Source organism: Streptomyces sp. TLI_185, assembly GCF_003814765.1.
In the GTDB taxonomy this organism is placed as follows: Bacteria; Actinomycetota; Actinomycetes; order Streptomycetales; family Streptomycetaceae; genus Streptomyces.
The window spans coordinates 7992432-8006845 of the sequence record NZ_RKRB01000001.1 but is presented as its reverse complement, the minus strand read 5'-3'; the positions used below and the strand labels follow the sequence as shown (position 1 = coordinate 8006845).

The 14414-nt window shown below is 72.6% G+C and carries 10 protein-coding genes and 1 pseudogene; 6 read left to right on the top strand and 5 right to left on the bottom strand.

The genetic code is table 11. From position 1 onward, the window contains the following. The first annotated feature begins 116 nt into the window (after positions 1 to 116). The 3 genes from EDD92_RS36800 (at position 117) to EDD92_RS36790 (ending at position 4901) form a co-directional block, all read left to right on the top strand. Entirely contained in the window at positions 117 to 962 is an 846-nt protein-coding gene (locus EDD92_RS36800; protein WP_123968306.1) for a helix-turn-helix transcriptional regulator, read from the top strand. Between the two features lie 134 nt (positions 963 to 1096). After that, entirely contained in the window at positions 1097 to 3904 is a 2808-nt protein-coding gene (locus EDD92_RS36795; protein ID WP_123968305.1) for an AAA family ATPase, read from the top strand. A gap of 205 nt (positions 3905 to 4109) precedes the next feature. After that, positions 4110 to 4901, top strand: coding sequence for a trypsin-like serine protease (locus EDD92_RS36790; RefSeq protein WP_123968304.1), 792 nt, complete (start codon positions 4110 to 4112; stop codon positions 4899 to 4901). A 142-nt stretch (positions 4902 to 5043) separates the two neighbouring features. Here the strand turns inward: EDD92_RS36790 and dmpI are convergent, their stop codons facing one another. Together dmpI and EDD92_RS36780 are read right to left on the bottom strand one after the other, a co-directional pair. Then, positions 5044 to 5226: a 4-oxalocrotonate tautomerase DmpI gene (gene dmpI / locus EDD92_RS36785; protein WP_030940445.1), complete on the bottom strand. Its 183-nt coding sequence runs from the start codon at positions 5224 to 5226 to the stop codon at positions 5044 to 5046. 118 nt (positions 5227 to 5344) lie between these two features. Continuing rightward, positions 5345 to 6211, bottom strand: a complete 867-nt coding sequence (locus EDD92_RS36780; protein ID WP_123968303.1) for a LysR family transcriptional regulator — start codon at positions 6209 to 6211, stop codon at positions 5345 to 5347. Between the two features lie 78 nt (positions 6212 to 6289). Between EDD92_RS36780 and EDD92_RS36775 the strand changes: the two genes are divergently transcribed. Continuing rightward, complete coding sequence (locus tag EDD92_RS36775; RefSeq protein WP_123968302.1) at positions 6290 to 6937, top strand: LysE family translocator; 648 nt, start codon at positions 6290 to 6292, stop codon at positions 6935 to 6937. Positions 6938 to 6940: 3 nt separating this feature from the next. Here the strand turns inward: EDD92_RS36775 and EDD92_RS36770 are convergent, their stop codons facing one another. Together EDD92_RS36770 and EDD92_RS36765 are read right to left on the bottom strand one after the other, a co-directional pair. Further along, positions 6941 to 7657: a winged helix DNA-binding domain-containing protein gene (locus EDD92_RS36770; RefSeq protein ID WP_260327000.1), complete on the bottom strand. Its 717-nt coding sequence runs from the start codon at positions 7655 to 7657 to the stop codon at positions 6941 to 6943. Between the two features lie 293 nt (positions 7658 to 7950). Continuing rightward, positions 7951 to 8571: pseudogene (locus EDD92_RS36765) on the bottom strand (DNA glycosylase AlkZ-like family protein); the annotation flags it as partial. Positions 8572 to 8773: 202 nt separating this feature from the next. Here EDD92_RS36765 and EDD92_RS36760 point away from each other — a divergent pair. Continuing rightward, the gene (locus tag EDD92_RS36760; RefSeq protein ID WP_123968300.1) at positions 8774 to 9913 is read left to right on the top strand and encodes a magnesium and cobalt transport protein CorA; all 1140 of its coding nucleotides are present in this window, start codon (positions 8774 to 8776) and stop codon (positions 9911 to 9913) included. Here the strand turns inward: EDD92_RS36760 and EDD92_RS36755 are convergent. Beyond that, complete coding sequence (locus tag EDD92_RS36755) at positions 9910 to 10107, bottom strand: hypothetical protein (RefSeq protein WP_123968299.1); 198 nt, start codon at positions 10105 to 10107, stop codon at positions 9910 to 9912. The genes EDD92_RS36760 and EDD92_RS36755 overlap by 4 nt on opposite strands. Positions 10108 to 10357: 250 nt before the next feature. Here EDD92_RS36755 and EDD92_RS36750 point away from each other — a divergent pair, with 250 nt between their 5' ends. Beyond that, positions 10358 to 14110: a helix-turn-helix domain-containing protein gene (locus EDD92_RS36750; RefSeq protein WP_123968298.1), complete on the top strand. Its 3753-nt coding sequence runs from the start codon at positions 10358 to 10360 to the stop codon at positions 14108 to 14110. The last annotated feature ends 304 nt before the right edge of the window (positions 14111 to 14414 follow it).

Genomic DNA, 14414 nt, shown 5'->3' with positions numbered 1-14414 from the left:
GTCGTTCCTCCTCATCACCGGACCATTGCCGGGCGGCTCTCTGCCATCGTGTAATCCGTGATGCAGGTCTCACTACCCCCGAACGGGGGTGTGCGCTGCAGGGAAAGGGCAAGCAGGTGACAGCAGACGCGGCCGGGGCGGTCGAGATACGCAATGCGCTGGTACGGCTGCGGCGCACGACCGGGCTCCCGGTCGCCTTCGGCGGCCTGGTGGAGCCCGGGCGCCGGCACATGCGCATCAGCGAACTCAGCGGCACCGAGACACCCGCGCTGAGCGGACTGCCGGTGACCTCCGGCAACGGCCTGGGCGGCCGGGCGGTCGCACTCGCCCGGCCGTGCGCGGTGACGGACTACTCCTCGTCGCGGCAGATCAGCCACGAGTACGACATCCCGGTCGCCACGGAGGGACTGCGTTCGATCCTCGCGGTGCCGGTGGTGGTACGACGACGCGTGCGGGGTGTGCTCTACGGCGCCCTGCGCACGGCGCAGCCGCTCGGTGACCGGACGCTGGGCGCGGCGATGGAGGCCGCTCGGGACGTGGAGCAGGCGCTGGCCGTGGGGGACGAGGCGCGGGGACTGCTGGTGGCGACCGCCCACACCGAGCCGGACCGGGATCCGGCGGCGGGCGCCGCCTGGGAGCAGGTGCGGGAGGCCCATGCGGCCCTGCGGGCGCTGGCACCGCGGATCGCGGACCCCGCGCTGCGCGCGGAACTGCTCGGCGTGTGCGGGCTGCTGGCCCCGAAGGCCCGGGGTGGCCTTTCCGAGGGGCTGGACCTGGCCCCCCGTGAGCTGGACGTGCTGGCCTGTGTGGCAGCGGGTGCCACGAACGCGGTGGCCGCCGAGCGGCTCGGTCTGCGTGCCGAGACGGTCAAGGGGTACCTTCGGTCGGCGATGCGGAAACTGGGTGCTCACACGCGGGGCGAGGCGGTGGTCGCGGCGCGTCGGGCGGGGCTGCTGCCGTAGCCGTCCATTCATTCACCGGCGCTTTGAATTTCTCCATGCCTGGCCGTTGTTATATCCCTCACCACGGCGTCCGTCCGAATTTCAAAGAGAGATTGCCTAGAATTTGGCCCGAACACGACACTTGGAGGGGAGCGGTGACCGTGCGAGGGGACTTGAGGGAGCCTGCCAGACGCCACCCCGACCTGGTCATCGGCCGGGACGAGCTGCTCAGCGCGGCGCGCGAGCAGCTCGCGCGGGGCGGCAGCGTGCTGCTCCACGGCCCCGCCGGAATAGGAAAGTCGACCGCTCTGCGGGCTTTGGCATCCGAATACGGGACAGCCGCCCGCACCGTGTTGCGCTGCTCGGCCACCGAGTCCGAATCCCACCTCCCGTTCCTGGCCCTCGCCGACCTGCTCGGCCAGGTCGTGGACGAGGTGTACGACAAGCTGCCCGCAGCCCAGCGCACGGCACTGGAGTCGGCACTCACCGGCCGCGGCGAGTCCACCCTCCAGCGCGACGGCCTCGCCCTGCGCCTGGCCGTCCTGTCCGCGCTGCGCGCGCTCGCCGCGCAGGGCCCCGTCCTCGTCGTGGCGGACGACCTGCAGTGGCTGGACCCGGCGAGCGCGGAGCTCCTCGGCTTCGCGGCCCGCCGCCTGGGCGACACCCCGGTGCAACTGCTGTGCGCGGTACGCACGGAGGGCGAGGAGTACGACCGCCACCTGCACGCGTCGCCGCCCGACACCCTGGCCGTACGGCTCGGCGCGCTCTCCCGCGCACAGGTGTCGTCGCTGCTCGACCACCGCGGCTACACCGGCCTGCCGCGGTCCACGGTCCGGGACATCCACCGCACCAGCGGCGGCAACCCGTTCTTCGCCCTCGAACTGGGCCGCGCCCTGGCCGAGAGCCCGACCCCGCCGCGGCCGGGCGAGCCGCTGCCGGTGCCCACCTCGCTGCGCGCCCTCGTCCTCAACCGGCTCGACATGCTCTCCGTCGAGGCCCGCCGCACCCTCCTGGTGGCCAGCGTGGGCGCCCGCCCCACCCTGGCCCTGCTGCACGACGCCGGCCGGGAGAACGCCGAGGCCGAGACCGCCCAGGCTGCCGAACTCGGGCTGCTGGCCACCGAGCCGGAGGGCCCCGCCGTACGCTTCGCGCATCCGCTGATCTCGGCCGCCCTGTACGCGGAGGCGCCCGCGCAGGAGCGGCGCGCCGCGCACGCCGCGCTGTCCACGGCGGCCTCCGACCCGATCGAGCGCGCCCGCCATCTCGCGCTCGCGACCACCGGCACCGACCCGGAGGCCGCGGCCCGCCTCGCCGAGGCCGCCGCCCTGGCCCGGGACCGCGGGGCCCCCTCGGTCGCCGCGTCGCTCGGACTGCTCGCCGCCCGGCACACCCCGGCCGACGACGAACCGGGCCCGGACGAGCACCGGCTGCAGGCCGCCGAGGACGCGATCACCGCCGGCGAGGTGGACCTCGCCCGGGACATCGCCCGCGACGTGCTGACCCGGGCCGCCGAGCCCGCGGACCGGGTGCGGGCGTGGATGGTCGTCATCGAGGCCGCGGGGCAGGCCCTCGGCGAGGTCGACACCGTCTACCCGCAGGCGCTGGCCGACGCCGGCGACGACCCCGGGCTGCTGGCCCAGGTCCACTACCAGCTGGCCTGGCGCGGACTGGTCGTGGAGGGCGACTTCGCCATCGGCCGGGAGGAGGCCGCGCACGCCGCCGAGCTCGCGGCCCGGGCCGGCGACCGGCGCACCGAACTCCTCGCGCTGGCCTTCCAGGCGACGACCGAGACCCTGATGGGTCACCCGGACGCCCCCGCGACCATCAAACGCGCGCTGAAGGAACCTCAGCTCCCCGACGTGGCCTGCCACCACAACGGGGCGGGCGCGACCCGCTACCGCTGGCTGATCATGAGCGACCAGCTGCCCGAGGCCCGCTCCACGGTCAGCGCGCTGCTGCGCGAGGCCCGCAGACGCGGCATGGTCGAGAGCGAGGTGCACTTCGTGCGTCTGCTCGCCGAGACCGAACTGCGCTCCGGGCACTGCGGCCGGGCCCTCGACCTGGCCCGGGAGAGCATGCGGCTGGCTCGCGACTCGGGGATCGGCGAGGCGTCCTCCGCCGTGCTCGCCTCCCTCACGGAGGCCTCCGGCGGGGACGTGGAGCGGGCGCTGACGCTGGGCCGCGAGGCGGTGGAGCTGGCCGAGCGGGCCGGCGACCAGATGTACATCTCCCGGGGGCTGACCGCGCTCGGCCACGCCCAGCTGGTCGCCGGTGACGCCGAGGGGGCGGTCCGCTCCCTGCGCCGGGTGCGGGACCTGGAGAACGGGCTCGGCATCACCGACCCCGCGCGCGGCCGCTGGCACGGCGACCTCGCCGAGGCCCTCGTCCGTGTCGGCGAGACCGACGAGGCGCAGCAACTCCTCGACGTGGCGCGCGAACACGCCCTGCGGCTCGGGCGCGAGGGCGTGCTGGCCGTGCTGGACCGGGCCGAGGCACTGGTGCGGGCCGCACGCGGGGAGCACGAGGCCGCACTCACCCAACTGACGTCGGCCCAGGACCGGCTCGCCAAACTGGGGTACGGCCTGGAGGAGGCACGCGCCGCGTTCGCACTGGCGTCGCTGCGTCCCGGCCGTCCGGGACGCACGTCGTACGACGAGGCGGCCCGGCTGTTCCGGCGTTGCCGGGCGCTGCCGTGGGTGCGTCAGGTGGAGGCGGCCGCCGTGGCGAACCCGGTGGAACCGATCCCCGCCACTGCCGCGTCAGAGGGCCTGGAAGGGCTCGCCGCGATGGAACGTCAGGTCGCCGCGCTCGTCATGGAGGGCGCGACCAACCGGGAGATCGCCGCGCGGCTGTTCATCAGCGTGAAGACCGTCGAGGCAACACTGACCCGGGTCTACCGCAAGCTGGGGATCCGCTCGCGCGTGGATATCGTCCGTTTGGCGGCGGCACGGCGAGCGAAGTGACGGCGCGCCAGGTTAACTGAACCCGACCGAGGGTTTTCCCTCACTCAACCCCCAAGGGGGTTCCCTCATTGGGAGCCGGGGGTTCCGCGTCCTAGCTTAAGGACGTGCCGCTCGCCCGGGCATACGGGGGTCGGTCCCGCGACCCCCGTGCACAACCCCCCACACCCGCGCGACCCCCCACCGGCAACCCCCACTGAGGAGACTCATGTTCGGGTCCAACCGTGCCAGGAAGACCGCCGCGGTACTCACGGCGACCGCTGCAGCGGCCGCCACCGCACTGCTCGGCGCTCCTTCCGCGGCAGCCGCGCCCCAGCCCATCGTGGGCGGCACCACGACCACGACCACGGCCTACCCGTTCGTCATGCAGATCACGGACGCCTCGCAGAACCAGTTCTGCGGCGGCACCCTCGTCTCGGCCACCAAGGTGATCACCGCCGCTCACTGCATGGTCGGCGAGACCCCCAGCAGCGTCAGAGTCGTCGGCGGCCGCACCTATCTGAACGGCACCAACGGCACGGTCAGCAAGGTCAGCAAGATCTGGATCAACCCGGACTACACGGACGCCACCAACGGCGACGACGTGGCCGTACTGACGCTGTCGACGTCGATGCCGTACACGACGGCCTCGTACGTCTCGTCGTCGGACACCTCGGTGTACGCGGCCGGCACCACCGCCCGCATCCTCGGATGGGGCACCACCTCGGAGAACGGCAGCTCCTCCAACCAGCTGCGGACCGCGACCGTGCCGATCACGGCCGACTCCAGCTGCAAGAGCTCCTACGGGTCTGAGTTCGTCCAGACCGACATGGTTTGCGCCGGATACACATCCGGCGGCGTAGACACCTGCCAGGGCGACAGCGGCGGTCCCCTGCTCATCGGGGGCGTCCTGGCAGGGATCACTTCTTGGGGCAACGGCTGTGCGGAGGCCGGGTACCCGGGTGTCTACACCCGGCTGACCACCTTCTCCAGCCTGGTGACCGCACAGGTCAACTCGTAGGACGGGGACCCCAGAAGATCTCCTGAGCACCCCTCAGGTGAGAGACAAGGGGGCGTTGCGGGCTACCACGAGCAGCTCGCAGCGCCCCCTTTCCATGCGCCACTTGTGGCGCATGGGGGCACTACTTGTCGTGCACGTGGCACTACTTGTCGGCGGTGAGCTTCCCCGCCGCGCCCCAGCTGTCCGTCGGCACCTCGTGGATCCACACCTGAACGGTCTCGGCCGGGATCCTGTACGCGTCGACGAAGGCATCGGTGATGCGCTTGACGAGGTCCCGCTTGAGCTCGGTGTCGCGGGGACCCTGCTGGACGGTGACGATCGGCATGGCTGAACTCCCTTGAATACGTTGCCTGTTCGGACCCGCTGTGAGCGGTTCCTCTTCGGTGGGACCAGTCCATCGCGTCGGGCGCCCGCGACCAAGAATCAGACCGCGACCGCAGCGATCAGCTCTCGTGATCGCCGCAGGCCAGCAGCAGGGTGTCCAGGTGCGAGGGCGGGGCACTGACGGGCACGACGAGGCCCGTGGACAGGGCGAGGCCCGGCGCGCGGAACGGCACGAAGGCGACGCGGGGGCTGTGCAGCACGCGCGCGTGGGACGCGTACACGACGGTCCACAGGGGACGGCTGCCGATGGTGGCGAGGGTGTCCTGGAGGGAACCGCCCGCCGGTCCCGGCAGCGGCTCGAACCCGGCCTCGTGACAGGCGCCGACGACCAGGTCGACCAGGGCGGGGTTGTTGCGGCGCTCGGTGAGGGCGAGGGGCAGCTCGGCCAGCTCCTCGATGCCGATCTCCTCGCGGCCGGCAAGGGCGTGCGTGGCGGGGAGGGCGGCCACCAAGGGGTCGGGCCACAGGGGCAGCACGCGTACGCCCGGCACCGGTTCGACGGCCCGTACGAAAGCGGCGTCCAACTGGCCGCCCGCGACCCGGGCCAGGCGTTCGGCGACCGGCAGCGAGAACAGCTCGACGGGCACGTCCGGCGCACGGCGCGCGAACGCCGCGAGCACACGGTCGAGATGCGCGCCCAGTCCCGTACTGGTGCCGATCCTCAGGCCGGGCGGCGGGGCGACGGCGGCACGCGCCCGGTCGGCCGCCGCCAGCACCTCCCGCGCCTCGGGCAGCAGCCGCTCCCCCGCCGCCGTGAGCCGCACCCGGCGCGGCGTCCGGTCGAACAGCTCGGCGCCCAGCTCCCGCTCCAGACGCTGTATCTGCATGCTCACCGCGGACTGCACGATGTGCAGCCGCTCGGCCGCCCGTCCGAAGTGCAGCTCCTCGGCGACGGTCACGAAATAGGTGAGCTGCCGCAGTTCCATGGGCCCGACTCTAGAGGGGCCCGGCGGGGGGCTGTTTGAATGAGCGCCGGAAGGGACCGACCCGAGGGAGCGATACGCATGGTGTCCACGGACCGTTTCCTCGCCTTCGCCGCGATGTCCCTGCTGGTGATCGTGATCCCGGGACCCAGCGTCCTGTTCGTCATCGGCCGCGCGCTCGCCCACGGCCGCCGTACGGCGGTGGCGACGGCCGTGGGCAATGTCTTCGGCTCGTATCTGCTGGTGGTGGCGGTCGCGATCGGTATCGGCTCGCTGGTGGAGCGCTCGGTGGCGGTGTATCTGGCGGTGAAGCTCGCAGGCGCCGCCTATCTGGTGTACCTGGGTGTGCAGGCCGTCCGGCACCGGGGGCGGCTGAAGGCGTCGGCGATCCGGACGCAGCCTGCGGGACCGGCGCGCGGCGATCTGCGCACGGTGCTCGACGGTGTGCTCGTCGGGGTGACCAACCCGAAGGGAGTGGTCTTCTTCGCCGCCGTACTCCCCCAGTTCGTGGACCACGCGGCGGGCCACGTACCGCTGCAGATGCTGCTGCTCGGCCTGATCCCGATCTCGATCGGCCTGGTCACGGACACCCTGTGGGGCCTGACCGCCTCGGCCGCCCGCACCTGGTTCGCCCGCTCCGACCGCCGTCTGTCGATGATCGGCGGCGCGGGCGGCTTCGCGATGATCGGGCTCGGCCTGACGGTGGCGGTGACGGGCCGGGCGGACTGAGGGTCACGGAACCACGGTCCCGAAGCGGATGTCGTACGACGACCCGGGATGCATGGTGTCGAGCATCCGCACCCCTTCTTCCACGAGGTCCGCACGCTGGGCCTTGGTGAGTGTGCCGAACGGCTCGATGACGAGCGCGCCCTCCGCCAGCCTCCACACCCCCGCCAGGAAGCCGTCGACGAGGAACGTGCAGTAGGCCTGGTTGCCCACCCAGCTGCGGCCCCAGTACTCGGCCGGGACGACCCGGGTGCGGTCGGCATGGGAGAGGAGCAGGTTGTCGAACTCGGGGAGGAAACGGGGCGGGGCCGGAGTGTCGGCGTCGGGACGCGGTGCCTCCGGCAGATCGAAGAGCTCGACGCCGCTCTCGTCCCGAAAGGTGACGAGCTGCGGACGAAGCCGCTCGAAGGCCTCGCGCAGCCGGGTCAGACCGGCCCAGGTCTGCATGTCCTTGACGGAGGCGGGACCGAAGGCGGCGAGATAGCGCAGCACGGTGGCATCGGGAGACGGGACGGCTTCGGCGGGCGAGGTGGACGGGGCCGGGCCGGTGGCCGCCGACGGAGTAGCGGCCGACGCAGCCGCACTCGACGGAGTCGCACCCCGCGCATCCGCGGCGCGCGAAGCCCCGCCCGACGCAGCCGAGCTCGACGGAGTCGCAGCCGCAGCCGACGATGCCGCACCCCGCGCGGTCGGAGTCGACGAGCTCGCGCCCAATGCGGACACACCCGCCGAAGCCGCACCCCGCGCATCCACGGCGCGCGAAGCCCCGCCCGACGCAGCCGCCCCCGACGCAGTCGGAGTCGACGAGCTCGCGCCCAATGCGGACACACCCGCCGAAGCCGCACCCCGCGCATCCACGGCGCGCGAAGCCCCGCCCGACGCAGCCGCCCCCGACGCAGTCGGAGTCGACGAGCTCGCGCCCAATGCGGACACACCCGCCGAAGCCGCACCCCGCGCATCCACGGCGCGCGAAGCCAGCCCGACGCAGCCGAGCTCGACGGAGTCGCTCCTGGCGAAGTCGCCGCCGGTGCGGTCGCGCGGGCGGCCGGGCCGCGGCCCAGCCAGTGCTCCGCGGTGGTCAGGGCGACCTGGCCGCTTCTGCCCCACAGGCCGCGCGGGGTGACCTGGACGAGCGGGAGCTTGCAGCGGGCTGCGATGGCGAGGGCCTGTGGGTCGGCGTCGGGCCACTCGGTCTGCAGGGCATCGCGCAGTTGCTTCATGGTGCGCGGCTCGGCCTCGACGAGATCGCGGGCGAGGGCCGCGAGCCGGTCGAGGTCGACGCCCACAAGTCCCCTGCGGAAGTTGGTGAGTTCACGGTCGCGGGCCGGCTGGACGAGCGGACGCAGGGTGAGGGCGTCGTCGGCGGTGTGGGTGTGGATGGTCGAGCGCATGGTGACGATACGGACGACCTCGCGGTCCGCCATCAGCCCGGACAGCTCCTCGGGGGTGAAGCCGTCGAGGCGGGCGGCGAGCGCGTAATACGGCGGCTTGACGTTCTGCGCCTGGAGCCCGAGAAGATGCTCGACGGCGGCCTTGGCGGAGAGCGGCGACCGGCGCAGGAGCAGCTGCCGTTCGAGGGTCGCACGATTGAGAGCGCGGGTGCCGAGCACAGGAGCCGTCGCTGTCGTCTTCGTCATGCCCCGCACGCTAGCCGTGCTTGCGGACACCTGCTGTCCGCAACTCTCACCGAGTCCCGGACGCCCAGGTCACCCCGGCGCCGTTTGCCCCGTATATCCTGCCGGGGATCACGCAGCCGCAGGTTCGACCCGGGAGGCAGCCGCATGTCCGAGCGACGCGCCCTCCCCCACTCTCGACTTCGCTCGAGCGGGAGGTACCCCCATGGCCTCCAATAATGGGAGGAAATCCGTCTGGCGCCGTGCGCTGACCCCACCGCAGCCGCCGGCGTCGAACAGCACACCGGCCCCCACCGACCCGCCGCCCCCGGAGCCGTCGGAGGTGGCCAGCGTCGTCCAGGCGGCGCTGTACCGGGACGGCGTCCGCGTCTCCGCCCCCGCCACCCTCGCCGAGACCTTCCGCGAACTGCGCGACCAGCCGTCCGGCATGGCCTGGATCGGCCTCGCCCGCCCCACCGAGGGCGAACTCCTCTCCCTGGCCGCCGAGTTCGACCTGCACCCGCTGTCGGTCGAGGACGCGATGGAGGCCCACCAGCGCCCGAAGCTGGAACGATACGGCGACACGCTCTTCGTCGTACTGCGGGCGGCCCGGTATCTCGACGCCCCGGAGGAGGTCGACTTCGGCGAGCTGCACGTGTTCGTGGGACCCGACTTCGTCATCACGGTCCGCCATGGCGCCGCCCCCGACCTCTCCGCGGTCCGCCGCCGTATGGAGGAGTCGCCGGAGCTGCTGAAGCTGGGCCCGGAGGCCGTCCTGTACGCCATACTCGACGCGGTCGTCGACGGTTACGCCCCGGTGGTCGCCGGCGTCCAGAACGACATCGACGAGATCGAGACCGAGGTCTTCCGCGGCGACCCGGAGGTCTCCCGCCGCATCTACGAACTCTCCCGCGAAATGGTCGAGTTCCAGCGCGCCACCCGCCCCCTGGTCGGCATGCTGCACGGCCTGATCGCCGGATTCTCCAAATACGGCACGGACGACGAACTCCAGCGCTACCTCCGGGACGTCGCCGACCACGTCACCCACACCAGCGAACGCGTCGACGGCTTCCGCCAGGCCCTCACCGACATCCTCACGGTGAACGCGACGCTGGTGACCCAGCAGCAGAACGCGGAGATGCGGGCGCTCGCGGAGGCGGGGTTCGAGCAGAACGAGGAGATCAAGCGGATCTCGTCGTGGGCGGCGATTCTCTTTGCTCCTACACTCGTGGGAACCATCTACGGCATGAACTTCAAGCACATGCCGGAGCTGAGCTGGAGCTTCGGATACCCCTTCGCGATCGGCCTGATGGGGGCGGTCTGCGTGAGTTTGTATGTGATTTTCAAGCGGCGGGACTGGCTCTAGCCCGGCAGCGGGGTCAGGGCTCTGCGCCCCCGACCGGGACCGTGGTCGGGGGGCACGGTGACGGCGATGGCGGCGGTGGTGATCACGGCGTCCCTCGCGTCGAGCCGACCGACCGTCAGCGGTGGGATGTCCGTCAGCAGCGACCAGGACCCATCGGGCACCGGGTCCTCGGGGAGTCCGGGCGGCAGGACCACGGACCGTGCTCCGGTGCCGGCCCGGCGCGCGCGACGGCTGCCGCGGCATCGGCCGCCGCACGCGCACCACGGCGGCGCGGTACTCGGCGGCGCGCTCGGTGAAGAGCCTGACGACGTCCGGCCGCACGTGGTCCGCGCGGCAACCTCTCCGACGGACATCACAGTCGGAAAGGGTTTTCGCCCGAGGGAGACGAAACGTACCTTGTACCGCTGATCAGCTTTTCTTCTTGTATGCGAAAGAGGTTTCGCGGTGGGGCGTCCCGAACTACCGGTCGACCCGGCGGCCGGTCCGGTGCAGCGGCTCGCCCATGATCTTCGGGAGCTGCGCCGTTCGGCGGGTGGCGTGTCGTACCGGACCATGGCGAAGAAAGCCGGCTTCTCGGTGACGACCCTGGCGAAGGCCGCGAGCGGCGAGCGGCTGCCGTCGTTGGCCGTGCTCCAGGCGTACGTCCAGGCGTGCGGGGAGGACCCCGCTCCGTGGGAGGCACGGTGGGCGGAGGCCGAGGCGCTGGCCGGGGAGGAGAGGCAGGAGGATGCCGACGCCGCCCCGCCCTACCGTGGCCTCGCGCGTTTCGAGCCGGATGACCGTGAGCTGTTCTTCGGCCGGGACCGGCTGATCGACGAGCTGAGCGAGCTGGGGTCCGGGTCCCCGTTCGCCGTGGTGTTCGGGGCGTCCGGCAGCGGCAAGTCCTCCCTGCTGCGGGCCGGTCTGATCCCCCTGCTGCGGGAGAAGATCGCGGAGCAGGGGCGTACGGCGGTCCTTCGGATCCTCACTCCGGGAGCCCGGCCCGCCACCACCTACGGCCATCTGCTGACGCCCGAGGCCGACGAACCGGAGAGCTGGGTGGTGGTCGATCAGTTCGAGGAGGTCTTCACCCTCTGCCGCGAGCGCGCCGAGCGTGACCGCTTCCTCGACCTTCTGCTCGCCGCACGCGACCCGGGCAGCCGACTGCGCGTGCTCATCGCCGTACGCTCCGACTTCTATGCGCGGTGCGCCGAACACCCAGGACTGGCGGAGGCGCTGCACGGCAGCGGGCTCCTGGTCAGGCCGATGACCGCCGACGAACTGCGCGAGGCGGTGGTCGGTCCCGCGCAGGCGGCCGGGCTCATCGTGGAGCGGACGCTGACGGCACGGATTGTCGAGGACGTGCTCGACGAGCCCGGCGGACTGCCGATGCTGTCGCACGCCCTGCTGGAGACCTGGCGGCGGCGCAAGGGACGGATGCTGACCCTGGCCGCGTACGAAGCGGCCGGCGGGGTGCGCGGCGCGATCGCGGCCAGCGCCGAGGAGGCGTACGGGGAACTCTCACCGGCGCAGGCGCACGCTGCCCGGCACCTGCTCCTGCGGATGGTCGAGCCCGGCCAGGGCAACGCCGACACGCGCCGCCCGCTCAGCTGGGAGGAAATGGCCGGGTGGGAGGACCCCGAGGTGCGAGCCGTCGCCGGGCGGCTGACCCGGGCCCGGCTGCTGACCACCGACGACGACGGAGTGCAGCTCGCCCACGAGGCGCTCATCACCTGCTGGCCGCGGCTGCGGGAGTGGATCGACGCGGACCGGGAGCGGCTGCGCCACCACCGGCAGCTGACCGACGCCGCCCGCACGTGGCTGGAGCACGACCGCGACCCGGGCACGCTCTACCGGGGCACCCGCCTGGCGCGGGCCGAGGAACTGTTCGCGGGCGACGACCGCGGCTACGACGGTCTGACGTCCGAGGAGTCGGCCTTCCTGGTCGCCGCGGCGGAGCAGCGGGCGGCGGAGCAGCGGGCCGCCACCCGGGCCCGGCGCCGGAGCCGCACGCTCACGGCCTCGCTCTGCGCCGTGCTGGCGGTGGCCCTGGTCGTCGGCCTGACCGCGCTGCGACTGCGTCAGGACAGCGAGAAGCAGACCACCGACACCGCGGCCCGCCGGGTGGCCGCGGTCGCCGACTCGCTGCGTACGACCGACCCGCGCGCCGCGATGCTGCTCGGCGTCGCCGCATGGCGCATCTCTGAGCTGCCGGAGTCCCGCCGAGCCCTGCTGGGCGCGCTCGCCCAGCCCGAACTGGACACCTTCACCGACCCGGCGCCCGGCGACACCCCGACGCGGTTCCTCGACGTCTCCGGGCGCACTCTGCTCAGCACCACCGACAACACCGGCTGGCGGACGTGGGATGTAGGCACCCACCGCCGTATCGCCTCGGGGCCGCTACCTCACGGGGCGATACTCGGCGCGGGTCCGGGCGGCCGGGTGCTGGTCATCTCGGCCACCGCCAGGACCGAGCGGCTGTGGGACACCCGGACGAGGCGCTGGATCGGGGGTCCCCTGCCGCTCGGGGACATCGTGAGCTTCGGGGCAAGTGGCCGCAATTACCTGGTGACGAGCATGTTCGACGACCGGGCTGGGCTCTACTCCCTCACCGACGGCCATCTGGTCTTCCGGACCCCGTCGGCCGGCAGGGGGGAGCTCGCCGCCGCGGCGGCCGACGACGACCGGCTGCTGGCCGTCTGCCCGCGCGGCCGGTCCCCGCAGGTCTGGGACACCACCGCGCGCAGCGTCCGGTCCGGCGCCTGGACGAGCGCTCGCGGCGTCTGTGGTGACGACACCTTCCTCAGCCTCACCGGCGGCCGGCTCCTCGCTCTCACCGGGGGCCGGGTGCGGGTATGGGACACCACGTCGGGACGAGAGCTCGCCGACGTCGCCCACCCGGGTGCCTTTTCGGCCGTCGTGAGCGCGGACGGCTCGTTTCTGGCGACCGGCGGCAGCCAGGAGATCAGAGTGTGGCGTCTGGCCAAGCGCGGCGACCCCGTTTTCCGGCACTCCCTGGACAACGAGTCGCTCTCCGGTCTCGCCTGGGACCCCTCGCGGCCCCTGCTGCGGTATCTCGAAGGGGGCACGGTCCACACCCTCGACCTCACCACGACTCTGACGCGCGCGTGGCGCAAGAGTCCGCTCGCCGGGGTCCGGCTCAGCCCCGACGGCAGGACGCTCGCCACCGCCGAACGTAACGGTGACCGCTACATCTTCCAGCTGCGGAACACGCGCGACGGCCGTCTGCTGCGCACCCTGCCCACCCCGCCACTTCCCGGCCGACGCACCGGAACACCGACGGTCCTCGCGGACGACACCGAGCCCCTGCTGTCCTTCAGCCCCGACGGAGGCACGTTGGCGTACGGAGTCTTCGTCTCCGGCAGCGAGGACACGTCGCCTCGGCGTCTGACGGTGTGGGACGTGGCCGCCGGACACGTCAAGACCACGCTGGACCTGGTGATGGCGCCCGTGAAGCCCGCGGCGGCGTACCTGGAGCCTCGTGACAGGATCGCCCTGGGACCCGGCGGTCGTACGCTCCTCACCGCTCGGGTGGCTTCCGACGGCTTCGTCAACGAGACATGGGACACGATGCGGCAGCGGAGGACGGCGCTGCTCCCCGGCCCGGGCGGCGATCATCTCGCCGTCAGCCCGGACGGCAAGCTCCTCGTGACCGGCAACCGCGTCGTCCGAGCGGGCCGGTCCGACTCCCATGACCTCGTCCAGCGCGACGGCATCGGAGCCATCGCCTTCGCCCCCGACGGCTCCCGCCTGGCGGCCGGCGACGGGACCGGGCGGGTGGCCCTCTGGGACGGCGACCTCCGCCACCGCGCGGGCATCCTGAAGAACGTCTTTCCGGCGCCCGTCGATCCGTCCTCCGACTCAGCCGAGGCGATCACGGCTCTCGCCTTCAGCCCGGACGGCCGTACGCTCGCCGTGGGCGGCGACGCGGGCACCGTCCAACTCTGGGACATTGCCACCCAGCAACCTCTCGGTCCTCCGCTGCCCACCCCCGGTGGGAGCATCGACACCCTCGCCTTCAGCCCGGACAGCACCCTGCTGTACGCGGGCGGGAAGCACGTCCCGCTCCAGCGGTACGTGGTGGATCCGGACCGAGCGGTATCCCTTGTGTGCGCCCGTGCCGGGAACACGGAGCTGACCCGGGCACAGTGGCGCACCTACGTTCCGGACCGGCCCTACAGGCGGATCTGCCCCTGACCGTCTCCGTGGGTGGTACCGGCAGCAGGGGCCCCTCTTGCGCTTGCCGTAGGGGACCTCGACCCAGCCCTGGGACTTGCGCCAGTAGGGGGCGAACCGGGACTCGCCCGCCTCACCTTTCTTGACCTGTCCACTGAGCGTGGTGGTGGCGCCGATCCTGCCCACCTCCCGCTTCTCGGTCTGCGAGACGCCGGCGGACCGGCCAGGACTGGTGTTGGCGCCGGCCGTCCCCGTGGAGAGGGGGATCACCGCGAGGGACAGGGCCGATGCCAGCACGGCCGCTCGGCGGCGGACGGTCTTCCGG

Bases quoted from the DNA above. Each gene is read 5' to 3' on its own strand.
- EDD92_RS36790 (WP_123968304.1), top strand. From the start codon at position 4,110: ATGTTCGGGTCCAACCGTGCCAGGAAGACCGCCGCGGTACTCACGGCG.
- dmpI (WP_030940445.1), bottom strand. From the start codon at position 5,226: ATGCCGATCGTCACCGTCCAGCAGGGTCCCCGCGACACCGAGCTCAAG.
- EDD92_RS36780 (WP_123968303.1), bottom strand. From the start codon at position 6,211: ATGGAACTGCGGCAGCTCACCTATTTCGTGACCGTCGCCGAGGAGCTG.
- EDD92_RS36775 (WP_123968302.1), top strand. From the start codon at position 6,290: ATGGTGTCCACGGACCGTTTCCTCGCCTTCGCCGCGATGTCCCTGCTG.
- EDD92_RS36760 (WP_123968300.1), top strand. From the start codon at position 8,774: ATGGCCTCCAATAATGGGAGGAAATCCGTCTGGCGCCGTGCGCTGACC.